Source organism: Komagataeibacter sp. NFXK3, assembly GCF_054182245.1.
In genome coordinates, this window is sequence record NZ_JAPIVJ010000003.1 from 213,428 (window position 1) to 235,963 (window position 22,536).

The 22,536-nt window shown below is 64.7% G+C and carries 20 protein-coding genes; 12 read left to right on the forward strand and 8 right to left on the reverse strand.

Annotated elements, in window-relative coordinates; translation table 11 throughout:
* Positions 1-52: 52 nt before the first annotated feature.
* Entirely contained in the window at positions 53-973 is a 921-nt protein-coding gene (locus tag OQZ28_RS05130; protein ID WP_458135369.1) for a LysR family transcriptional regulator, read from the reverse strand.
* 145 nt (positions 974-1,118) lie between these two features.
* Here OQZ28_RS05130 and OQZ28_RS05135 point away from each other — a divergent pair, with 145 nt between their 5' ends.
* The gene (locus OQZ28_RS05135; protein ID WP_458135370.1) at positions 1,119-1,892 is read left to right on the forward strand and encodes an SDR family oxidoreductase; all 774 of its coding nucleotides are present in this window, start codon (positions 1,119-1,121) and stop codon (positions 1,890-1,892) included.
* 18 nt (positions 1,893-1,910) lie between these two features.
* Here the strand turns inward: OQZ28_RS05135 and OQZ28_RS05140 are convergent, their stop codons facing one another.
* The 4 genes from OQZ28_RS05140 to trhO all read right to left on the reverse strand — a co-directional run bounded on the left by OQZ28_RS05140 (position 1,911) and on the right by trhO (position 5,998).
* Entirely contained in the window at positions 1,911-3,806 is a 1,896-nt protein-coding gene (locus OQZ28_RS05140) for an ABC transporter ATP-binding protein (RefSeq protein WP_458135371.1), read from the reverse strand.
* A gap of 238 nt (positions 3,807-4,044) precedes the next feature.
* Positions 4,045-4,434, reverse strand: a complete 390-nt coding sequence (locus OQZ28_RS05145) for a hypothetical protein (RefSeq protein ID WP_458135372.1) — start codon at positions 4,432-4,434, stop codon at positions 4,045-4,047.
* A 7-nt stretch (positions 4,435-4,441) separates the two neighbouring features.
* Positions 4,442-4,624 carry a hypothetical protein gene (locus OQZ28_RS05150; protein WP_458135373.1) on the reverse strand — a complete coding sequence of 61 codons (183 nt, stop codon included), beginning with the start codon at positions 4,622-4,624 and terminating at the stop codon, positions 4,442-4,444.
* 324 nt (positions 4,625-4,948) lie between these two features.
* Entirely contained in the window at positions 4,949-5,998 is a 1,050-nt protein-coding gene (trhO, locus tag OQZ28_RS05155) for an oxygen-dependent tRNA uridine(34) hydroxylase TrhO (RefSeq protein WP_458135374.1), read from the reverse strand.
* Between the two features lie 114 nt (positions 5,999-6,112).
* Here trhO and OQZ28_RS05160 point away from each other — a divergent pair, with 114 nt between their 5' ends.
* Both OQZ28_RS05160 and arsC read left to right on the forward strand, forming a co-directional pair.
* Positions 6,113-6,790, forward strand: a complete 678-nt coding sequence (locus tag OQZ28_RS05160; RefSeq protein ID WP_458135375.1) for a hypothetical protein — start codon at positions 6,113-6,115, stop codon at positions 6,788-6,790.
* 95 nt (positions 6,791-6,885) lie between these two features.
* Complete coding sequence (gene arsC / locus OQZ28_RS05165) at positions 6,886-7,257, forward strand: arsenate reductase (glutaredoxin) (protein ID WP_458135431.1); 372 nt, start codon at positions 6,886-6,888, stop codon at positions 7,255-7,257.
* Positions 7,258-7,259: 2 nt separating this feature from the next.
* On the opposite strand, the gene OQZ28_RS05170 is transcribed toward arsC, so the two are convergent.
* Positions 7,260-8,618 carry an amino acid permease gene (locus OQZ28_RS05170; RefSeq protein ID WP_458135376.1) on the reverse strand — a complete coding sequence of 453 codons (1,359 nt, stop codon included), beginning with the start codon at positions 8,616-8,618 and terminating at the stop codon, positions 7,260-7,262.
* 316 nt (positions 8,619-8,934) lie between these two features.
* Between OQZ28_RS05170 and OQZ28_RS05175 the strand changes: the two genes are divergently transcribed.
* The 6 genes from OQZ28_RS05175 (at position 8,935) to OQZ28_RS05200 (ending at position 14,864) form a co-directional block, all read left to right on the forward strand.
* Positions 8,935-9,837: a diacylglycerol/lipid kinase family protein gene (locus OQZ28_RS05175; protein WP_458135377.1), complete on the forward strand. Its 903-nt coding sequence runs from the start codon at positions 8,935-8,937 to the stop codon at positions 9,835-9,837.
* A gap of 67 nt (positions 9,838-9,904) precedes the next feature.
* Entirely contained in the window at positions 9,905-10,795 is an 891-nt protein-coding gene (locus tag OQZ28_RS05180; RefSeq protein ID WP_130731816.1) for an NUDIX hydrolase, read from the forward strand.
* Between the two features lie 139 nt (positions 10,796-10,934).
* On the forward strand, positions 10,935-11,915 hold the full coding sequence (gene nadA / locus OQZ28_RS05185; RefSeq protein WP_130731788.1) for a quinolinate synthase NadA: 981 nt from the start codon (positions 10,935-10,937) through the stop codon (positions 11,913-11,915).
* The gene (locus tag OQZ28_RS05190; protein ID WP_458135378.1) at positions 11,912-13,447 is read left to right on the forward strand and encodes an L-aspartate oxidase; all 1,536 of its coding nucleotides are present in this window, start codon (positions 11,912-11,914) and stop codon (positions 13,445-13,447) included. Before nadA ends, OQZ28_RS05190 begins: the two co-directional genes overlap by 4 nt.
* A 17-nt stretch (positions 13,448-13,464) precedes the next feature.
* The gene (gene nadC / locus OQZ28_RS05195) at positions 13,465-14,319 is read left to right on the forward strand and encodes a carboxylating nicotinate-nucleotide diphosphorylase (RefSeq protein ID WP_458135379.1); all 855 of its coding nucleotides are present in this window, start codon (positions 13,465-13,467) and stop codon (positions 14,317-14,319) included.
* A 41-nt stretch (positions 14,320-14,360) separates the two neighbouring features.
* Positions 14,361-14,864 (forward strand): hypothetical protein, encoded by a 504-nt coding sequence (locus OQZ28_RS05200; protein ID WP_458135380.1) that lies wholly within the window; start codon positions 14,361-14,363, stop codon positions 14,862-14,864.
* 34 nt (positions 14,865-14,898) lie between these two features.
* Here the strand turns inward: OQZ28_RS05200 and OQZ28_RS05205 are convergent, their stop codons facing one another.
* Positions 14,899-15,801, reverse strand: coding sequence for a LysR family transcriptional regulator (locus OQZ28_RS05205; protein WP_165399172.1), 903 nt, complete (start codon positions 15,799-15,801; stop codon positions 14,899-14,901).
* Positions 15,802-15,910: 109 nt separating this feature from the next.
* On the reverse strand, positions 15,911-16,102 hold the full coding sequence (locus OQZ28_RS05210; protein WP_458135381.1) for a hypothetical protein: 192 nt from the start codon (positions 16,100-16,102) through the stop codon (positions 15,911-15,913).
* Between the two features lie 46 nt (positions 16,103-16,148).
* On the opposite strand from OQZ28_RS05210, the gene OQZ28_RS05215 reads away from it, so the two are divergent.
* The 3 genes from OQZ28_RS05215 to OQZ28_RS05225 are packed head-to-tail and all read left to right on the forward strand — an operon-like array spanning position 16,149 to position 22,416.
* Positions 16,149-17,618, forward strand: a complete 1,470-nt coding sequence (locus tag OQZ28_RS05215; protein ID WP_458135382.1) for an NAD-dependent succinate-semialdehyde dehydrogenase — start codon at positions 16,149-16,151, stop codon at positions 17,616-17,618.
* Between the two features lie 39 nt (positions 17,619-17,657).
* Positions 17,658-18,917, forward strand: a complete 1,260-nt coding sequence (locus OQZ28_RS05220) for a metallophosphoesterase family protein (protein ID WP_458135383.1) — start codon at positions 17,658-17,660, stop codon at positions 18,915-18,917.
* On the forward strand, positions 18,904-22,416 hold the full coding sequence (locus OQZ28_RS05225; protein WP_458135384.1) for an AAA family ATPase: 3,513 nt from the start codon (positions 18,904-18,906) through the stop codon (positions 22,414-22,416). The genes OQZ28_RS05220 and OQZ28_RS05225 overlap by 14 nt, the downstream gene beginning before the upstream one ends.
* The last annotated feature ends 120 nt before the right edge of the window (positions 22,417-22,536 follow it).

Sequence of the window (22,536 nt, forward strand, 5' to 3'; positions counted from 1 at the left end):
AAAAGAACGACGCCTTTTTGAAAAAAGGCGGCGCCCAAAAACTTTTACTTTATCAATTCGCCTCGCCGGGGCGTCCTTCCATTGTCGCCGCAAGTAGCGCTGCAAGCCAGTCGGCAAACACCTGCACCCGGCGCGACAGATGGCGGCGATGCGGGTAGAGCAGTGCCATGGGCATGGGTTCGGGCCGCCAGTCGGGCATGACGTCAATGAGTTCGCCCGCTGCAACATGGTGGCGCACGTCATAGGCGGGTACCTGTATCAGCCCCAGCCCGGCCAGGGCGCAGGCCACGAGGGCTTCGGCGCTGTTGACCGTAACCCGGCCCGGCATCTGCAAACTGTGCATCGTGTCGCCCGCCATCCATTCCCATGCCTCCACCCGGCCGGTGGCGGGGGAGGCATAGCGCACGGCCTCGTGCTGCGGCAGGTCGGCAGGCGTGCGGGGCGTGCCGCTGCGCGCCAGGTAGGCGGGGCTGGCCACGTTGACCAGCGGCAGTTCGCCCAACTGCCGTGCAATCAGCGCTGAATCCGCCAGCGGGCCGACACGCAGCACGCAATCGATGCCATCCTCGATCAGGTTCACGGTGCGGTCGCTGACGCCAAGCTCGATGTCGATATCGGGGTAGTCGCGCAAAAAGGCGGGTAGGGCAGGGGCCACGATCAGCCGCCCGATGCGCCCGGGCAGGTTCACCCGCAGCAGGCCACGCGGCGCGGTGCGGTCTTTTTGAAACAGGGTTTCGGCTTCCTCCACATCTGTAACCAGCCGCACGCAATGCTCATAGAACGCGGTGCCATCAGGCGTGGGGGTGACGGAGCGGGTTGTGCGGGCCAGCAGCCTTGTGCCCAGCCGGTTCTCGAGTTCCTGTATGGCGGCCGAGACCGAGGAGCGCGGCATGTTGAGCGTATCGGCAGCGCGGGTGAAACTGCTGGTCTCCACCACGCGGGTGAAAATACGGAATAGGTCGATACGATCCACGCGAACCCCGGCATGCATTGGGTGTTTGTTCGTCAATCCTGACAGGTGTTGTCAGGAATGGGAACTTTATAGCCTGATCCTAGCTGATACTGTGCGGGGAGCAAAAGCGCCAACCGCGCTTGTCACGCATGAACGGAGGCTCGATATGGTCGATCACACGATCAAGGGTAAGACGGTTCTCATTACCGGCGGGGCCAAGAACCTTGGCGCGCTCGTGGCGCATGACCTTGCGGCCCATGGCGCAAAGGCCATTGCCATTCACTACCACAGCGCCGCCACGAAACCCGAGGCCGAGAAAACACTGGCCGCGCTGAAGGCTGCTGGCGTGCATGCCGTGGCCTTTCAGGCCGACCTGACCGCAAACGGCGCGGTGGCCAAGCTGTTTGCCGATACGGTGGCCGCCATCGGCCGCCCCGACATTGCCATCAACACCGTGGGCCAGGTGCTCAAGAAGCCGATTGCCGAGACGGCAGAGGCCGAGTTCGATGCCATGTTCGCGGTCAACACGCGGGTTGCGTATTTCTTCATCAAGGAAGCGGGCATCCACCTCAACGATAACGGCAAGCTGCTCACCCTCGTGACCTCGCTGCTCGGGGCGTACACGCCGTTCTATTCCACCTATGCGGGTTCGAAAGCGGCGGTCGAGCACTTTACCCGCGCGGCATCGAAGGAATATGGCGCGCGTGGCATTTCGGTCAACGCGATCGGGCCGGGCCCGATGGATACGTCTTTCTTCTACGGGCAGGAAGCGCCCGAGGCCGTGGCCTACCACAAGTCCGCCGCAGCGCTTTCGCCCTTCAGCCGGACCGGCCTGACCGAGATCGAGGATATAGCCCCCTATATCCGTTTCATCGTATCGGAAGGGTGGTGGATGACCGGCCAGACCATTCTGGTCAATGGCGGTTACACCACCAAGTAGGTCGCAGGCGGCGGGGGCCTACTGGTACCCCGCCGCCTGTAATTCAAACAGTTCCGCATAGCGCCCGCCCTGGGCCAGGAGCTGTTCATGCGTGCCCGCCTCCAGCACGCGCCCGTGTTCGAGCACCACGATGCGGTCCGCCGTGCGCACGGTGGAGAAACGGTGCGAAATGACCAGCGCCGCCTTGCCTTGGCGCAGCGCACGCAGGCGCTCGAACACATCGGTCTCGGCCCGGGCATCGAGGGCGGAGGTCGGTTCATCAAGGATCAGCAGGTCGGCATCACGCATATAGGCGCGTGATATGGCAATTTTCTGCCACTCGCCGCCTGACAGTTCGCGCCCCTTGGCCACCCGCTTGCCCAAGGGCTGGTCAAGGCCCATGGGCAGCTTGGCCAGCACGTCATCGGCCAGCCCCTCATGGGCGGCGGCGGTGATGCGCGCGGTGTCATCAAGCGCTTCGATCCGGCCCACGGCAATGTTTTCCGATGCGGTGAGGCTGTAGCGGATGAAATCCTGAAAGATCACGCCGATATGGGCGCGCAGGTCGGCAAGGTCCATGTCGCGCAGGTCAACACCATCAACCGTGATCCGCCCCTCGTCGGGCTCGTAAAGCCGGGTAAGCAGTTTGACGATGGTGGTCTTGCCCGCACCATTCTCACCCACCAGCGCCACCGTCTCGCCCGCGCCGATATACAGGTCGAGGCCGCGCAGGGCCCACCTGTCCGTGCCGGGATAGCGGAAGCCCACATTGTCAAAGCGCACGGCGTGGCGGATGGGCGAGGGGAAGGGTATTGTCACGGGTGGGGAGAGAATGGCCGGGCGCAGGTCGAGGAAGGTGAAGAAATCATCCAGGTACTGCGCCTGGCTGGCGGTTTGCGTCACGCCCAGCAGCAGGCTCGACAGCAGCCCGTGCAGCCGCAGGAACGAGCCTGACAGAAAGGTCAGGTCACCCACCGAGAAACGCCCGCGCACCGTATCCCACACAATTACGATATAGACGCCGTAATACGCCACCGAGCCGATGGCGGCGAACGCCCCGCTCCACGCAAACCGCCGCAGCGCCAGTTTGCGGTTCTGTTCCAGCACGGTTGCCGCAGCCGCGCTGAAGCGTCCGACCAGAAAGCCGCCAAGGCCAAACAGCTTGAGCTCCTTGGCGTGTTCCGCGCTGGAGCCGACATGGCGCAGATATTCCATCTCGCGCCGCTCGGCGGTCTTGGCGCGGATCAGGCGGTAGCCCTCGGCGTTGAAATGGGCTTCCCCCGCAGCCGCAGGCAGCAGGGCGATGAGCAGGACCATCACCAGCCAAGGTGCAAACGCCATGACACCCGCCGCCAGCATCAGCGCCGTGACCGTGGTCTGGGCAATGTTGAACAGTTGCACCAGCAGGTTGTTGCGCCCCGAGGCCTGGCGGCGCGCGCGCTCAAGCAGGTCCTGCAACGCGCTTGATTCGAACTGCTGCAGGTCGAGCGTTGCCGAATGTTCCATCAGCGCCAGGCTGACAGAATTGATGTAGCGCTCATTGAGCAGCCCGTCGACCAGCGAGATGGCGCGTGAAGTCAGGTCGGACAGGATGATGAGCGCGAATTCCAGCGCGATCCAGAGTTCCAGCCGCGTGGCCGGGCCATGCAGCGCCCAGTGGGCCAGTGAACCGGTGGGCATGGCATGGCCGCCAAGGCGGATGACCTCATCGACAATGAGCTTGCCCAGATACAGCGCCAGCGGCGGCTGGATGGCCTGTACCAGCCGCAGGCAGATGCTGGCCACCGTAAGCGCCGGGCTGCACCGCCAGATCTGGCGGAACATGCGCGGCACATGGGCATACACGCCAAAGCGCCGCCTGAGCCGCGTGGACCAGGGCTGGCGCGTTCCGGGCCGGGGGGCAGGGATGTGTGATGGTTCGGTCTTAGCGTTCAATCAGTCTGTGCTCCCGATAAAAGGCTGTTTGAAACCAATTTATTGGATAAAAAAGTTTTCGCACACCGTCTGTTTTTTTAAAGCGATGCGCCTTGCGGCCTTCGTGAAAAAAGCTTTACCACAACCATTCTCATGACAGGATGATCGGGCACCCCGTAAAACACCAGCCCGGTGAACGCCATGCAATGCGGGACATGAATATGCAACTTACGTGCGGGTGTTCAATGGTTCCTATTTTTTATCCACGGATCTTGTTTAGCATTTGCCCGAGAATATTCCAGGAAACATCAATATCTTCTACGTATAAATTATCGATCTCATCCTTTCCGCTCAGGAATGGGGGTATTTTATAGGAAACGCATTTATTGTATTTCAATGATAAACCCGTTGCGTTCTGCCATTCTGCGAAGAAACCTTTTGCCAGGGCAGCATCGCCATACCTGACCAGTTCGTCATTGTGGAATGGAATAATATCGCCTTCAATCTGGAATACATCGCCCGTTTCTGATTCAAACAGCACTATATGATCGCCTTTTTCCGGATTTTTGGTTGCAAATACCCTGCCAAGACAATCATATGCCAAAGCATACCATTGTTTTTTCGTAATCGGGGAATGCCTGGAAAACACGTTCTGACTATGTCTTGATGTCTTCAGGTTTTACAATTCTGTACAAACCACCGTTAAACGAGTCTCCACCATAATTTTTAAACAGGCGGCATAGACCTTCCGCCATGTCGGCAGGGTATGGATAAGCATTATTTCCTTTATTGCAGGAATGGGAATCTTTTTTAAATTTATCATCAAAATAGTTAAACATAATCTCTCTTCTGTTTTTCTGTATGTGTTAAATTACCTGCAGGCTTGTTCTGAAAAAAATCAGGATGTATTGTTCTTTTGATGCTCGAAAGGCAATTTTAAAGTACAGGCACAAATAACTACCTGAAATCATAAAATTTCTGGTGCAGATTTTTTCAAAAAACTTCGGAAGGTGCCGCCTTCTTGAAAAAAGGCGACACCCGAAAGCTTTTCCTGTTTTTGATCAATAATCTGTTTTCAAACAATATTTTGAAAGTGTGCCCTGTGCCCTGTGCCCTGTGCACCGGTCCCTTAGGCTATCTGGCCTTGTCTTTTGCGGCAGGCATTATTTTGAACCGGCTTCTTTCGGCGTTTTCGCGCCAACTGGCAGGGGCAGGCCCATGTGGTGTACGCCGCGGCTTTCGGCCAGCTGGATCTGGCGTTCGCGTTCGGCGTAGCGCTGGCGCTGGGCTTCGGTGCGTTCCGTGCTGCAATGCGGGCAGCTCACGCCTTCCTCATAGTCAGGCGACTGGCGGTCGGCAGCACTGAGCGGCGTGCGGCAGGCATGGCATATGTCAAACGTGCCCGGCGCCAGCCCGTGGCCTACGCTCACGCGCTGGTCAAACACAAAGCATTCGCCCTCCCACAGGCTCTGGGCCTCGGGCACGGTTTCAAGGTATTTCAGGATGCCGCCCTGCAGGTGAAACACATCCTCCACCCCTTCGGCGCGGACAAAGGCGGTGGCTTTCTCGCAGCGGATGCCGCCGGTACAGAACATGGCAATCTTGGGCGTGCGGCCTTCTTGCAGGAGTTCGGCCTGGCGCGCGCGGAACCATTGCGGAAATTCGCGGAAGGTTTTCGTGCCCGGATCAATCGCGCCGCGAAACGTGCCAATCGCCACTTCATAATCATTGCGGGTGTCGATCACGATGGTGTCGGGGTCTGAAATCAGGGCGTTCCAGTCCTCGGGCGGCACGTAGTGGCCCACGTCGCGCCGTGGGTCGAGGCCTTCAATGCCCATGGTCACGATCTCGCGCTTGATGCGCACCTTCATGCGGTGAAACGGCAGCGCGGGCGCGCGTGAGAACTTGACCTCAAGCCCGGCACAGCCGGGCAGGGCGCGGATGATGGCCAGTATGCCTTCAATGGCCGCATCCGTTCCGGCAATGGTGCCATTGATCCCTTCATGCGCCACCAGCAATATGCCGCGTATGCCCAGCTCATGGCAGGCTGCCAGCAGTTGCTCGCGCACGGCGGCAACATCCGCAAACGGGGTGAAATGATAAAGCGCCGCGACGCGGATGGGCAGTTCCGCCTGTAGCGGAGAAGGGGCGGAAGAAAGGGATGGATCTGTCACACTGGCAACCCTGCGCTGGAAACGGCCACATGCACGCATGCGGATACACGGAAGCATGGTATATAGTCGAACTACACCCTGAATGCACCATGCGCCCCAAGGGTGTAAGGATGCGTGACAGGCAGGCCCCGTGTTGCATCAGGATCAGGAAGCATGACGTACGACCTGACAGGGAATATCTTTTACCGGCGCGATGACTGGGAGCATTTCCTGCTGGAAATGGTCTCGGGCAACGATTTTTCCGATACCAGCGCGTTTGTCGATCAGGTCTATCCGCCTGGTGCAGCTGAGGATTTTGACCTGCTGCTGTATAAAGGCCAGAAGCTGGCCCTGCGTGGTGCCAGCCTGATCGCGTTTGAAAAAGAGGAGTGCATCGTCTTTCCATCTCTCGGCATCGAGGTGCGGGCAGATATCGCCCCGGCGCGGACCCTGATCGCCCACCATATTGCCTACATGCAGGCCATCGGGGCGGCATGGGCGGGCTTTTCGCGCGAGATGGCGCATATCCGCGCGGGCACCTGCGAGGCCGTGCGCGGCCTGGATGCCGGTTTGGGCGTGTGTTTTGACAGGCAGTATAATACTTACGTGCTCAAGGGCCCGCATGTCATTGCAACGGCCAATATCGTAAACGGCATGCAAATTCCGTCCGTGATCGATATGGCACGGGAGAACCTGAAAGCAGGCCTGATCCTGCCCGTTGACGTGCCGGAAGAAGAAACCGCGCCGCCGCCCCCGCTGCGGCAGTTCCACTTTCCGCGTGATGCGCATTTTATCGATGCCTACCGCATTGCACCGAAAACGGAGATTTGCGCGGACGAAATTCCCTTCTGAGCAACAGGCCCTTTACGTCCGTGCGGAAATGGTGGACCACCATGGCCGGGCTCAGGCCCAGCTTACTGTTCCTCTCGCGCCATGTGGGGCATGCCATGACCGTAACCCTGTACCATAACCGTGCCTGTGGCACGTCACGCAACGTGCTGGCCCTGATCCGGGCCGCCGGGATCGAGCCCGTGGTGGTGGAATACCTCAAGACACCGCCCACGCGGGCCGAACTCGATGCGCTGGCCAGCAGGCTGGTCGTGCCGGTGCGCGACCTGCTGCGCGAGCGCGGCACGCCCTATGCCGAACTCGGGCTTGATAATCCCGCGCTGAGCGATGGGCAGATCCTTGATGCCATCGCCGCCCATCCCGTCCTGCTCAACCGCCCCGTGGTCATGACCGACACGCAGGCGCGCCCGTGCCGCCCGAAGGAGACACTGTTCGAGATCCTGCCACAGGCCCGGCCGGCCACGTCATGAAATCACGCCTGCCTTTTGCGGCGCAGGGCATGGATCAGCACGAAGAACACTGTCGTGCCCAGGCTGGCCAGTGCGGTCATGCGCTGTGAGGGGGTCAGTAGCATCGCCGAGAAAATGACCAGCACGCCCCCCAGCGTTGCCATGTTGACGAGGGGAAAGAACGGTAGCCGGAAACACGCCTGCCGCATGGCGGGCGTGGCCGCGCGGCGGGTGACCACATAGGCCGTGACGATAAGCGAATAGACCAGCAGGATCACGCCCCCGCTGCAACTGAGCAGGAAGGAGAACACCGTGTCAGGCGCCACGATGGAGGAAAACGCCACCACGCCGCCGGCCAGTGAATTGGCCATGATGGCATTGACCGGCGTGTTCTGGCGGTTGCGGCGTTGCAGCAGGGCGGGCGCATCGCCATGGCGCGCCAGTTCGGCCAGAATGCGCGAGGTGATGTAGAGGCTGGAGTTCATGCACGACAGCACCGCCGTCAGCACCACCACCCGCATGCATGCCGCCGCCCCCGGAATGCCCATGACCTGCATGGCGGCGACAAAGGGCGAATGGCCGGGCTCGATGGTCCACCATGGCACGATCATCAGGATCAGTGCGATGGACAGGCTGTAGAACAGCATGATGCGCGTGCCGAGGCTGCGGGTGACATGCGCCACGTTCTTGGCCGGTTCGGCGGATTCACCGGCGGCCACGGTCGCGATTTCTGAACCGATCATGGTGAACAGAAGGGTGGGGATGATGGACAGCACCCCCATCCCGCCATGGGGAAAAATCCCGCCATGACCCGTTACATTGTGCATGACCGGCACGCCGGGGCCAAACACATGCGCCACGTACAGCCCGCCCGCCACCACAAAGGCCACGATGCTGGCCACCTTGATGAGCGAGAGCCAGAACTCGCATTCGCCAAAAACATGCACCGCCATGCGGTTGACCAGGTTAAGCGCCACGATCAGCGCCGTGGCCAGCACCCAGACCGGCAGCCTGATCCAGTCATGCAACAATATCGCGCCTGCAATCGCCTCGCTGCCCAGCGCCACCAGCCAGAAGAACCAGTACAGCCACCCGGTGGTAAACGCGGCCCCATTGCCATGTGCCGTGCGGATATATTCCACGAACGAGCCCTTGCCGGGGCACGCAATCACCATTTCCCCCAGCATGCGCATGACGAGCATGACCAGCATGCCCACCGCGACAAAGCCGAGCAGCACCGCAGGCCCCACCGCCGCAATGGCAGCACTGCTGCCCACGAACAGCCCGGCCCCGATGGCGCCGCCCAGCGCAATCATGATGATGTGGCGCTGCCTGAGCACGGAGGCAGGCCGGGCAGGGCAGGGAGGCATATTTTCAGTCATGGTGCCTGCCATCGTGCCCGTGCGCGGCGGGTAACAGGCAGCAGGCCCGGGGGCAGAAATCCGCCGGAACCGGGGCGGCCGAAGTCAGGGTCCGGCAGGCGTGGCATGGCCTGTGGCGCTGTAATCGTTTCACTTTCATCCACACCATTAGGACAGGAAGCCATGCTGTCTGTAAAGGGGAGCAGGGCCGGGGCATGGTGTCATAACACGCTGGTTTTTCAGCAGAAGGTCAAGGTATTGCACTGTCCTGCCCAGCGGCATGCCCGCTGGATGGCCCGGTAGTCATTTCGCGCATGGTGTTCTAGACACCATGGCCATGGATGCGTCGCGATCCGTTACCATTATCGTCAACCCCACCGCAGGGCGGCGGCGCTCGGGCCATGCCACCCGCCTGGCCGGGGTCCTGCGCCGCGCGGGTGTTGCGGTGCAGGTTGTCCAGACGCGCGCACGGGGGCATGCCACCGCGCTGGCGCGTAATGCGGTGCGCCAGGGCGGGTGCAGCCATGTCGTGGCCACCGGCGGCGATGGCACCGTGGCCGAAGTGGCGCGCGGGCTTGCCGGCTCCGACGTGGTGCTGGCGGTGCTGCCTGTGGGCACGGCCAACGTGCTGGCGCGCGAACTCGGCCTGCCGTTTGATGAAGGCCTGCTTGCGCGCAGCATCATCGCGGGCAGCTGCGCCACCGTGTGGCCGGGCGTGCTGCATACGGCGCAGGGCAGGTCGCTTTTCGTGCAGATGGCGGGGGTGGGGTTTGACGCCCATGTGGTTCACACCGTCTCGCCACGCCTGAAGAAGGCGGTGGGGCGCGCGGCCTATGTGGTGTCCGTGCTGCGGGCGCTGTGGAGCTACCGCTACCCCGTTCTGCGCGTGGAGGTGGATGGCGTGGCGCATGAAGCCTCGTCCGTCATCATCTCGAAAGGGGCGCTGTACGCAGGCCCGCATGTGCTCGCACCCGCTTCCATGCAGGCGGAGAAGGCGTTCTCCGTCGTGCTGTTTGGCAATGCCGGGCCATGGGCAACCCTGCGCTACGGGCTGGCCCTGCTGCGTGGCACGCTGCCACGCCAGAAGGATGTGACGATACTGCGGGCCAGCACCGTCGCCATTCCCGCTCCCACCGGCCTGCCCGTGCAGAGCGATGGCGACGCGCATGGCCATACCGCCATCCGCGCGGACATCAGCGGCCAGCCAATCCGCATCGCCATCTGCCCGCCCGCGCGGTGAGGCCAGGAAAATCCCTCCCCAAACCGGGCCGGAGCGTGATAGGTTCCTGCCCGCCATGACAACCCATATGATGATCGAGCTGATCGCTGTCCTGACGGCCGTGCGGGGGGATGTTCCCCAGGTCATGACCATCGACCATGGGCGGCAGCTGCCTTCCGGCCCGCTGGAAAGCACGCATCGCTCGTTGCAGGCAGGCGTCAGGGCGTGGGTGGAGCGCCAGACCGGCCACCCCATCGGGCATGTCGAGCAGCTCTACACCTTTGCCGACCACGACCGCATCCTTGCCACCACGCAGGGGCGGATGATCGCCATTTCCTACCTCGCCCTCACGCGCAGCCACGCGGGCGAGACGGGGTGGCGCGACTGGTATGACTACTTCCCGTGGGAGAACTGCAAGAGCGATGAGGGCCGTGCCAGCCTGGCCCTGATCGAGCGCCTGCTGTGCCACTGGGTGGCGGGCATGGGCCACCCCGCCGAGCGCGTGCGGCAGTGGCAGCGCTGTGTCAGCCTGTTCGCCATTGGCGACATGGTGGCCTGGAATGACGAGCTGGTGCTCCAGCGCTACGAGCTGCTGTATGAGGCAGGGCTGGTGGCCGAGGCAGGCTGCCCGCCCGATCGCGCCGTGCCGGGGCAGTCCATGCACCATGACCACCGTCGTATTCTGGCAACAGCCATGGCGCGGCTGCGTGCAAGAATACGTTATCGCCCGGTCGTGTTTGAACTGATGCCCGAGGCCTTCACCCTGCTCCAGCTCCAGCGCGTGATGGAAAGCCTCTCGGGCGTGCATGTGCACAAGCAGAATTTCCGTCGCCTGATCATGCAGCAGCAACTGGTTGAAGAAACTGGCGAAATCGAGGAACGTACCGGCGGCCGCCCGGCCCGCCTGTTCCGCTTCTGTGGCGAGGTGCGGCAGGCGCGGCAGTTCGTTGGCACCAAGATTCCGCTGGTGCAGCCCTGAGCGGTCGGCCCGCACCTCACGAAAATCCTGATTGACAAGCGGGCTGTTTCGCTCTGGAAGTGTGGGGCCGGTCCCTGCGGCCCGACTTATACTCAATATGAGCATAAATGGCATGCGGGAATGGGAAGGGAGAACAGGCATGAACCAGATTGCGCCACGTGGCAAAACGGACGGGCTGTATGACCGGGTGCGTCATCTGGTCCCCGAAATGGAATGGGAGACCTTTGTCGAGGACATCCGCGCGATCGAGACCCTCAAGCGCGAGCGCAACGCCGTCATTCTGGCGCATAACTACCAGACGCCGGAAATCTTCCATTGCGTGTCCGACATCCGCGGCGACAGCCTTGCCCTGGCGCGTGAGGCGCAGAATACGGATGCCGACGTGATCGTGATGGCGGGCGTGCACTTCATGGCCGAGACCGCCAAGATGCTCAACCCGCACAGCACCGTGCTGATCCCCGACCTCAGGGCAGGCTGCTCGCTGGCCGATTCCATCACGGGGGCGGATGTGCGCCTGCTGCGCCAGCGCTACCCCGGCGTGCCGGTGGTGACCTATGTGAACACCTCAGCCGAGGTGAAGGCCGAGAGCGATATCTGCTGCACCTCGGGCAATGCGAAGCGCGTGGTGGAAAGCCTGGGCACGGACCGGGTCATCATGATCCCCGATGAATACCTTGCCCGCAACATCGAGGCCGAGACCGGCATCAAGATGATCACCTGGGCCGGCCACTGCGAGGTGCATGAGCGCTTTACGCCGGGCGAGATCGAGCGCATGCGCGCCGACCATCCCGGCCTCGTGGTGCTTGCCCACCCCGAATGCCCGCCCGAGGTCGTGGCGGTATCGGATTTCAGCGGCTCCACCGCCATGATGGATGATTACGTGCGCGACCATAAGGGTGGCCGCATCCTGCTCGTGACCGAGTGCTCCATGAGCGACAACCTGGCGGTACGCTACCCGCAGACCGAGTTCATCCGCCCGTGCAACATGTGCCCGCACATGAAGCGCATCACGCTGGCCAATATCCGCCAGTCGCTGGAAAACATGACGCATGAGGTCACGCTCGACCCGGAAATGGCCAGCCGTGGCCGCCGTGCCGTCGAGCGCATGCTGGCGATATGACCGCCCTCCCGCCGCTGCGCCCGCTCGTGGGGCAGCCGCTCATCGTGGGGGCGGGGCTGGCGGGGGTCATGACCGCGCTCTCCACCACGCGGCCGTGCGTGCTGCTATGCGCGGGCCGGCTGGATGAAATACGCCCGCCCCATGCCGCAAGCTGGCTGGCGCAGGGTGGTCTGGCGGCTGCCGTTGGCGCGGATGATACGCCCGCCCTGCACGCGGCCGACACGCTGGCGGCGGGCGCGGGGCTGTGCGACCCCGACACCGTCAGGCGGGTCACCGATGATGGCCCCGCCGTAGTCGGGCGTCTTGCTGACCTGGGCGTGGCATGGGACCGCAACCCCGATGGCAGCCTGCAGCGCGGGCTGGAGGCCGCCCATGCGCGCCGCCGCATCGTGCATGCGGGCGAGGATGCGACGGGGGCGGCCATCATGCGCGCGCTCATCGCCCGCGTGCAGCGCACCCCGCGCATTACGGTCATCGAGCGCGCCCATGCGCGTGACCTGGTGCTGCATGATGGCGCGGTGGCAGGGTTGCGGGCGGTCATTGCAGGCACGGAAGTGACCATGCCCGCCACCGCCATCGTGCTGGCTACGGGGGGCGTGGGCGGCCTGTTTGCCGATACCACCAACCCGGCGGGGGCCACGGGCAGCGGGCTGGCCATTGCCGCGCGCGCGGGTGCCGTGCTGGGCAACATGGAGTTCGTGCAGTTTCACCCCACCGCCCTTTCCGCCGGGGCGGATGGCCAGCGCTTGTGTCTTGTCAGCGAGGCGGTGCGGGGCGAGGGGGCGACCCTGATTGATGAAACCGGCGCCCGCTTTACCGAGGAACTCGCCACGCGTGATACCGTATCGCGCGCGGTGTGGCGGCACATGATGGCAGGCCACACGGTCTATCTTGATGCCCGCACGGCCATTGGCGCTGCCTTTACGCAGCATTTTCCCGCCATTTCCGCGCTATGCGCGGCGCATGGCATTGATCCGCTCACGCAGCCCATCCCCGTAAGGCCTGCCGCCCATTACCATATGGGTGGCGTGGTGGTCGACCATGCAGGGCGCACCGGCGTGCCGGGCCTGTGGGCCGCGGGTGAGGTCGCCTGCACCGGGCTGCACGGGGCCAACCGGCTGGCCAGCAATTCCCTGCTTGAAGCCGTATCGTTCGGCAGATGGATCGGGCAGGCGCTTGATGGTCATGACCGCCCGGTTCGGCCTGTGGCCAGCAAGCCTGCCACGGGGCCACGATGGGCACCGCCCCCGGTTGGCCTGCGGCGGCTCATGAGCCGTTATGCCGGTGTCATCCGCAGCGGGGCGGAGCTTGAGGCCGGGCTGCGGCAGGTGCTCGCCCAGCCTGAAAGCGATGCCCGGCTGGTCTGTGCCGCCATCATGCACGCCGCCCTGCTGCGCACCGAAAGCCGGGGCGGGCATTTCCGCAGCGATTATCCGCACGCGGCATCCACGCCCCATGCCTCGCGCCTGGCACTGGCAGACCTTGCCCGCCTGGGCGCGCAGGTCGATGCGCCCGTGCCCACCCCCCAATGAAGGAAAGAAACACCCCCATGCTCCACCCCTTGCCCGACATCATGCTCGAGCCCCTCGTGCGCGCGGGCCTGCTCGAGGATCTGGGCCGCGCGGGCGATCTCACCACCGATGCCGTGATCGGGGAGGGCGACACCACCGTCCGCGCCGCCTTCGTGGCGCGGCAGGACGGCGTGATCGCGGGGCTGGACATGGCGCGCCTGTCCTTTGCCCTGATGGACCGGCGCATCACGTTTACCCCAAAGCTGCGCGATGGCGGCAGGGTCGGGCCGGGCGACGTGCTGGCCACGGTGGAAGGTCCGGCGCGCGGCATCCTGTCGGGCGAGCGGGTGGGGCTGAACTTCCTCTCGCATCTCAGCGGCATTGCCACGGCCACGGCTGCGGTGGCTGAGCTTGTGCGGCCTTACCGCGCCCGCATCACCTGCACGCGCAAGACCATGCCCGGCCTGCGCGCCATCCAGAAATACGCCGTGCGGGCCGGCGGCGGCAGCAACCACCGTTTCGGCCTTGATGATGCGATCCTGATCAAGGACAACCACCTCGCCTTTGCCGGTGGCGTCAGGCCCGCGGTCGAACGCGCGCGGGCGGCGGCGGGCCATCTGGTGCGCATCGAGCTTGAGGTGGACACGCTGGAACAACTGCGCGAGGGGCTGGAAACCGGCGGCGTGGATGTGTTCCTGCTCGACAACATGCCGCCCGACATGCTGCGCGAAGCCGTGAAACTGGTGGATGGCCGCGCCATAACCGAGGCCTCGGGCGGCATTACGCCCGATACGGTCACCGCCGTGGCACAGGCCGGGGTGGACCTGATCTCGCTGGGCTGGCTTACGCATACCGTGCGCGTCATGGATATCGGGCTGGATTACCGGCCCTGATCCTGTAGGAAGGAAGGGGTTTGTAACAGAAGGAAACAACCATGGCCCGTCTTTCCGCCCGGTATCCCCATCGCCTTGCAGCATTTGCGTTTGCGGGCTGCCTGATGGGCGCAGGCATGGCGCATGCCCAGCCCGACATGCAGCAGCGCATGCAACGCGAGCAGCAGGACGCGCAGATGCGCATGCAGCGCGACCAGCAGCGCCAGCAGATGGACCAGCAGTTCCGCCAGCAGCAGATGCAGCTCGACCAGCAGCGCGAGCAGATGCACATGCAGCGTGACCAGCAGCGCCAGCAGATGGACCAGCAGTTCCGTCAGCAGGACATGCAGCTTGACCAGCCGGCCAGGCAGATGGGCAACCAGCCCGGCGGCCGCGAACAGATCGAGCGCCAGCGCGAGCAGATCCGCCAGCAGCGCGAACAGCAGTCACGGCAGATGGACCAGCAGTTCCGCCAGCAGGAAGAACAGCTCGGCCAGCAGCGCCAGCAGATGCAAATGCAACAGCAGCAGCAGATGCAGCAGTTCGGTCAGGGGTGGGGGCGCTAGGCGGGGCCTTTATTGCTGTTACCTGCCCGCCACCTTACCCAAGGGCGAAGATGTCGCGGATGTCCAGGCCCGCCGCGATTTCCCATACCCGCACGCTCAATGCGGTGGGCAGGGATTGCGTCAGCCGTGCCAGCCCCACTTCGGGTGCGGCGCATGGTCCCAGCGGGCGCACCTGCAGCCGGCCATGCCCCGTATGGGTGGGCAGGGCCGCAACGGGCAAGATGCTGGCAAGGCGCCCGGCCAGCAGCTCGGCATACAGCACTTCGAGCGAATTGGTTTCCATGACGATGAGGGGCGTCACCTCCGCCGCGCGAAAGGCCGCATCCACGATCTGGCGGGTGCGCATTTCCGTGCTGAGCAGGCAGAGCGGCAGGTCGGCCAGCGTGTGCCACTCGCGTCGGCCCGCGGGCAGCACGAACGGCTCGGCCGCCACCAGCACATGCTGTTCGGTATAGAGCGGCAGAGCCTCAAAAGGGCCATCGGGGGGGATCTGGTCAAGATAGACCAGCCCGAGGTCAAGCTGCTGCTGGCGCAGGCGGTGGATGGTATCAGCGCATGAACCAAGGCGCACCTGCAGGTGCAGGCCGGGTATGGCGGTGCGAAAATTTTCCAATAGCATGGGCGATGCTTGGAGTGCGGGCGGCATCACGCCAATGGACAGCGACCCGCCCGCCACCGCCTGCGCGAAGGCGGCTTCCTGCCGCAGGCCATCAAGGGCGGCCAGCGTCTGGCGTGCCCAGTCGAGCACGCGCTGCCCCTCATCGGTCAGGCCATTGAAGCGGCGGGTGCGGCGGATGATGGTAATGCCCAGCTCGGTCTCAAGCTGGCGTATGGCCGAGGAGAGCGCGGGCTGCGATACGCCGCAGCTTTCTGCCGCGCGGGAAAAATGCCGGTAGCGATCAAGCGCTATGAGATAGGTCAACTGCCGCAGAAACACGCCACATCCATCCTGGTCAGAAACGATCTCATACTTATCTGACAATGTCGCGGCGCACCACTGGCCTGCGCCCATGCTCCCCACGCCCGGCGCGCAGGCGGGGTGGTTTTCAGGCATGGCCCACGCATGCGGGGGGCAGGAAGACAAGGATATTCTTCAAGCGCATGGCACGCCTGCCATGGCAGCACAACCGCCACGATCCGCGCCCTTGCGGGCGAAACGGGGGTGCCCCCACGACCGGCGCCGGGTTGTGGCCCCATGCGGCATTGACGGCATCGGATGCGATCATTGATGAAGGCATGAGCATTATCCAACCTGCCACCGCGCCTGCCTGATCGGAGCCTGACATGACCGTGCATCTCGGCAATACATCGCTTTTTCGCAAGGAGGCTTTCATCCATGGCGAATGGACCCCGGCACTGAAGGGCGCGCGCCGGGCAGTGCACAACCCGGCCACCGGTGCCGAGGTGGCCGAGGTGGCGGAATGCGGGGCGGCGGATGTGGCGCGCGCCATCGAGGCGGCCGTGGCGGCGCAGGCGCAATGGCGCAACCGCACCGGCGCCCAGCGGCAGGTGATCCTTGCGCGGTGGCACGACCTGGTCATGGATAACCTTGATGACCTCGCCACGCTGATCGTGACCGAGCAGGGCAAGCCGCGCGCGGAAGCCGCGGGCGAGATCCGCTATGCCGCAAGCTTCCTGCTGTGGTACGCGGCCGAGGCCATGCGCGGCTACGGCGATGTGATCCCTCCCACCAACCCGGCCACCCGGCTGAGCGTGATCCGCCAGCCCGTGGGGGTGTGTGCCGCCATCACGCCGTGGAATTTCCCCGCCGCCATGATCACCCGCAAGGCCGCTCCCGCCCTTGCGGCGGGGTGCGCCATGATCATCAAGCCATCGGAACTGACCCCGCTCACCGCCCTGGCGCTGGCCGAACTCGCCCATCAGGCCGGCGTGCCGGCAGGGCTGGTGCAGGTCCTGCCCGGTGATGGCGTGCGGCTGGGCAAGGCGCTGTGCGCAAGCCCCGCCATCCGCAAGCTGTCCTTTACCGGCTCGACGCCGGTCGGGCGCATTCTCATGGCGCAGTCAGCCCCCACGCTCAAGCGCCTGTCGCTTGAGCTCGGTGGCAATGCGCCCTTCATCGTGTTTGAGGATGCGCATATCGAACAGGCCATCAAAAGCGCCGTCACCGCCAAATTCCGCAACGCCGGCCAGACCTGCGTGTGCGCCAACCGCTTTCTGGTGCATGACAGCATCTATGATGACTTCGCCACCCGCTTCGCCAGGGTGGTGGGCAGGCTGCATGTGGGGCCGGGCCATGAACCTGATTCCGCCATCGGCCCGCTGGTCAGCGCGGCCGCGCGCGACAAGGTGGAGGCCCATGTGCGTGATGCCGTGACAAAGGGGGCTGGCGTGCTGTGCGGCGGCACGCGTGACAGGGCGGGCGCGCTGTTCTACCGCCCCACCGTGCTGCGTGACGTCACACCCGCCATGCGCATTGCCCATGAGGAAACCTTTGGCCCCGTGGCCCCGCTCATGCGTTTTCACACCGAGGCGGAAGCCATCGCCATGGCCAATGACACGGAATATGGCCTTGCCGCCTACTTTTTCACCCGCGACCACGCCCGCGCCTGCCGCGTGGCCGAAGCGCTGGAATACGGCATGGTGGGCCATAATACCGGCCTGATCTCCAACGAGGTGGCTCCCTTTGGCGGCATCAAGCAGTCGGGCATGGGGCGCGAGGGGTCGCGCTATGGCATGGATGAATACCTCGAGATGAAATATGTCTGCACCGACATTACCGATCCCGATGCCTGATTACATTTACATCCGCTTTCAATGGAGTACGATGGCGGCATGAACGAATTCCGCTTTCTTCATGCCGCCGACCTGCATCTTGACAGCCCGCTGCGAGGCCTGGGCGCGCGGTCGGATGACTATGCCCGCCTTATAGGCGATGCCTCGCGCCGCGCCTTTACGGACATGATCGACCTTGCCATCAGCAGTAAATGCCGTTTCGTGGTGCTGGCGGGCGACGTGTTTGATGGCGACCTGCGTGATGCGCAGTGCGGGCTGTTCTTCGTCAACGGCATGGCGCGGCTCAAGCGGGCGGGCATCCACGTGTTCATGATTCTGGGCAACCATGATGCCGAGAACCGCTTTGTCCGCCACCTGCATGTAACCAACAACGTGCACCTGTTCGATACCCGCAAGGCCGAAACACAGGTGATGGATGACCTTGGCGTGGCCGTGCATGGCCGCAGCTTCGGCCGCCGCGACGTGACCGACAACATTGCCCGGCACTACCCGCCCCCCGTGCCCGGCCTGTTCAATATCGGCATCCTGCACACCGCCTGCCAGGGGCGCGAGGGGCATGAGCCTTACGCGCCCTGCACGGTCGAGCAACTGGTCAACCATGGCTACCAGTACTGGGCGCTGGGCCATGTGCACACCCGCGAGATCCTGCATCGCGACCCCTATGTGGTCTATGCGGGCAACCTGCAGGGCCGCCACGCGCGCGAGGCCGGGCCGAAGGGGGCCTCGCTGGTGAGCGTGCGCGCGGGGGTCGTGGTGGATGTGGCCCATCAGGTGCTCGACGTGGTGCGCTGGGCCAGCGTGCGGGTTGACCTGTCCGCCGCCACCACGCGCGGCGAGATGACCGGCCTGATCCGCCACGCGGTCGGGGGCGTGGTGCACGAGGCGGATGGCCGCCCCATCGCCCTGCGGCTGGAACTTTTTGGCGCGACAGCGCTGCATGCGGAGCTGATCCGCAACGCCCGTGAGCTGACGCTTGAAGTCGAGACCGTGCTGGCCAGCATTGCCGATGAGATATGGCTCGAGCGCCTCAAGGTCCAGACCCACGCGCCCACGCGCGCGGCCATGGCCGATACGTCCACCGGCGGGCGTATTGCCGCCGATATCCGCGCCAGCGCAACACCCGAGGCCCTGCGCGCGGAGCTCGATGTCATCCTCGCCGCCGTGATCGACCGCATGCCCGCCCATACCCGCACCGATGCCCTGCGTGCGGGGCTTGCAGCCGACATACCCGCCCGCGCGGTGGACCTCGCCTTGTCACTGGTGGAAAACCCCGAAGAAAGCCGCGATGCACATTCGTAACCTGCGCATCATCCGCTATGGCGCCATTGCGGACCTGGAACTGGATTTTGGCACGGTTCCCGGCCTGCATGTCATCCATGGCCCGAACGAGGCGGGCAAAAGCACCATGCTTTCCGCCATGACCGATTTCCTGTTTGGCATTCCCAACCAGTCCGATGCGGGCGCGGTGTTCGGCAATGACCAGATCCGGCTGGAGGCCAGCCTCATGCTGGCCAACGGTACCACGCTCGACCTGCGCCGCCGCAAGGGCCGCACCCGCACGCTGGCCGGCCTTGATGGCCAGCCGGTCAGCGATGACGTGCTGGCCCCGGTCCTTGGCGGCATGACGCGCGAGCGCTTTACCGCCCTGTTCGGCCTTAATGACGAAACGCTGCGCAGCGGGGGCGCGGCCCTGCTCAGGGCCAATGGCGATATCGGGCGGCTGATCGTGGAGGCCGGCGGGGGCCTGCGTGCCCTCATGACACGGCTGGCCGAGATTGATGAACGGCGCGCGGCCCTGTTTGCGCCCCGTCGCGCGGCGGAGCGGGCCTTCTACAAGGCATCCGATGCCTTCCGCGCGGCACAGGACAGCCTCAGGGAAGCTTCGCTTACGCATGAGGCCTATACCAGCCATTGCCAGCAGCGTGACGAGGCCCGCCAGAACAGGGCCGATTTCGACCGTGAACAGGCTGAACTGCGCCGCCTGCATGCACGGCTCGAACAACTGGCAAAAGCCTTGCCCCAGCTCCACGCCCTGACCCGGCTGGAGGCCGAACGTGCAACCCTGGCCGACCTCGCCGCGCTGCCCACCGGCATGGGGGCCGAGATTACCGCAGCCCTTGAGGCCGGTGCTGCCGCCCAGGCCAGCCTTGCCACGGCCCGCGTGCAGGCGCAGCGCCTGCAACGCCAGACAGACGTGCCCCCCGCGCAGGCCCGGCTCATGGCACAGGGCGCGCGCGTGGCACAGGTCATGGCGCTGGGGCAGGCGGTCCGCCGCGCGCGCGCGGCCCGGCCCGAACGCGATGCCAAACGCCAGCAGATCAATGCCAGCCTTGCCAGCCTGCGCCAGTGGCTTAACAAGGGGCCGGATGCCGATCTGCGCCAGTTCATGCCCGAGCGCGTGGTGCTGGAAGAAATACGCCAGATGGCCGATGCCCAGATGCAGTGGCGCAACGCGGCCACGGCGCTGGAGCAGCAGATGGCCCAGACCGACCTTGCCCTTGCCCGCAAGGCGGCGCGCCTCGACACCCTGCGCGCACAGGGGCACGACCGGCCCGTGGATGCGGATGCCACCGCCTTTGCCGCCCTGCCTGCCGAGATCAGGCGCCTTGATTTGCGCAGGGATGGCCTTGCCGCCCTTCAGGAAAAACTGGAGGCGCGGCTCAGGGCGCTGGGTGTGGCCTCGGTCGCGGCCCTGCAGGCTCTGCCGTGCCCCGATGCGCAGGCCGTGCGCGTGGCGGCCGAGGGCCAGCAGCGGCTGCACATCCACAATGAGCGTATTACCCAGGCCCTTGCCACGGAGCGTGAACGGCTGGCCAGCCTGCGTCCCGCCCTTGAGCGGCTCGAGCATGCGGGCAATACCATTACGCCCGAAATGCTGCACGCCGCGTGCGTAAGGCGCGATAGCGCCTGGCACGCCATCCGCGATGCCTATGTGAGCGCGGACGCCACCACCCCGCCCGCCACGCGCCAGCACAATGCCACGATGCTGGAGAACGCCATCACGCAGGCGGACAGCCTGTCACGCCAGTTGCTGGCGCAGGCCGACCGCCTTGCCCGCATCGAGGCGCTGCGCCACGACATGGCCCAGTGCACCGACAAAATTGCCTGCCATGAGCGCAACCTGCATGATACGGCCCGGCAGATTGCCCGGCACTGGCAGGAATTCATCGCGCCTTTTCCCGCCATCGCGGCCCATGCGGCCACGCCCGCGGCACTCGGGGCTTTCGTGCAGCAGCGCGTTGACGTGCTGGCCGAGGCCGAACAGGCCGCCACCGAGCACGCGGCCCTTGAACACGAGCACATCAGGCTGGCCGTGCAGCGTGATGGGCTTGCGCATCTGGCCTGCACGTTGGGCGTGGACGCTGGCCTGCCGCCCGCCGCCTGCGTGGAGGGCGTGACCCGCGCCTTGCGCCAGCATGCCAGCGCACATGAGGAATATGACCGCCTGCAGCGTGAACATGATGACCTGCTGCCCCAGCGCGCCCAGCTTGGCCAGCAGGCCAAAGCGCTTGAGGCCGAACGGCAGCAATGGGCCGCCCGCTGGGCACCCGCCATGCAGGCCATTGGCCTGAACGCCGATGCCCTGCCCATGACGGGCCGCGACCTGGCCGATGAATGGGCGGCGGCACCTGCCGCCATTACCCAACTGGCTGAGCTTGATGAAGCCGCGGCGCAGGCCGCAGCACATGAAGCCGAACTGGCGCACGGGCTGGATGCGCTGCGCCCCCATCTCGCCCTCAGCCTGCCTCCTGACGCGGTACTGGCCGCCCACGAGCTGGAACAGCACTGGCGCGAGGCCGAGAAGGCCCGCCACCAGCGCGAAGCCCTGCAACCCGAACTGGACAAGGCCAACCATATGGTGGCGCAGGGCGAAGCGGGCGTGCAGGCCGCCACTACCGTAATCGAGGCGCTTCAGGCCCGCACCCACGCGCAGGGCACGGATGCGCTGCGTCAGCTTGCCACCCGGCTGGAACAGCGCGACAGCGTGGCGGAGGCCCACGCGCAGGCGCTGCATACCCTGTCCTGCATGACCGATGGCCAGTCTCCCACGCAGCTTCATGCAGCCCTTGACGGGCGCGACGGGCCGGAACTTCAGGCGGAAATCGCAGCATTGCAGGCCCGCCAGGAGGAGCTGGCCGCCGCCCGTGACAATGCCGTGCGCACGGAGCAGCATGCCGAAAGCGCCCTTGCCGCCTTTGAGCATAATACCGAGGCCCCGCAGGCCGCCGCCCGGCGCGAAGCGGCCATAACCAGCCTGCACCGTGTTGTGGAGGAATATGCCGAGCTGACCCTGGCGCGTAACCTGATTGCCGCCGCCATGGACCGGGTGCGCGCGCAGGTGCAGGACCCGCTGGTGCGGCAGGCGGGCATATTCATGGCGCAGGCGACCGATGGCGCCTTTGGCGGCATACAGACGGAACTTGATGCCAGTAACGACCCCGTGGTGCGCGGCGTGCGCCCCGATGGCAGCACGGTGGGGGTGAGCGAGATGAGTGCGGGCACGCGCGACCAGCTTTTCCTTGCCTTCCGCCTGGCCAGCGTGGAGACCTATTGCCGCGCTACCGAGCCGCTGCCATTTATCGCCGATGACCTGCTGGTGCAGTTTGATGATGCCCGAAGCCACAGCACGCTGAACGTGCTGGCCCAGTTCGCCCGCACCACGCAGGTGCTGCTGTTCACCCATCACGACAGCATACGCGACATGGCGCGTGCCATGCAGGCCGAGGGCGCTGCGATCAACCTGCTTGAGCTGCCCGCCCTGGCCAGCACGCGTCCGGTCGCCGCAATACAGGACTGAACGCCAAAGGGCGCGCAGCCAGCCTCTTGCCTGGGCGCTGTTTTTTGAAAAAAAGACCGTGCCTGATACAGGCTTTTGCAAAAAATGCTGCCCCGAAGGGTGGCAGGCATCAGGGCGTCA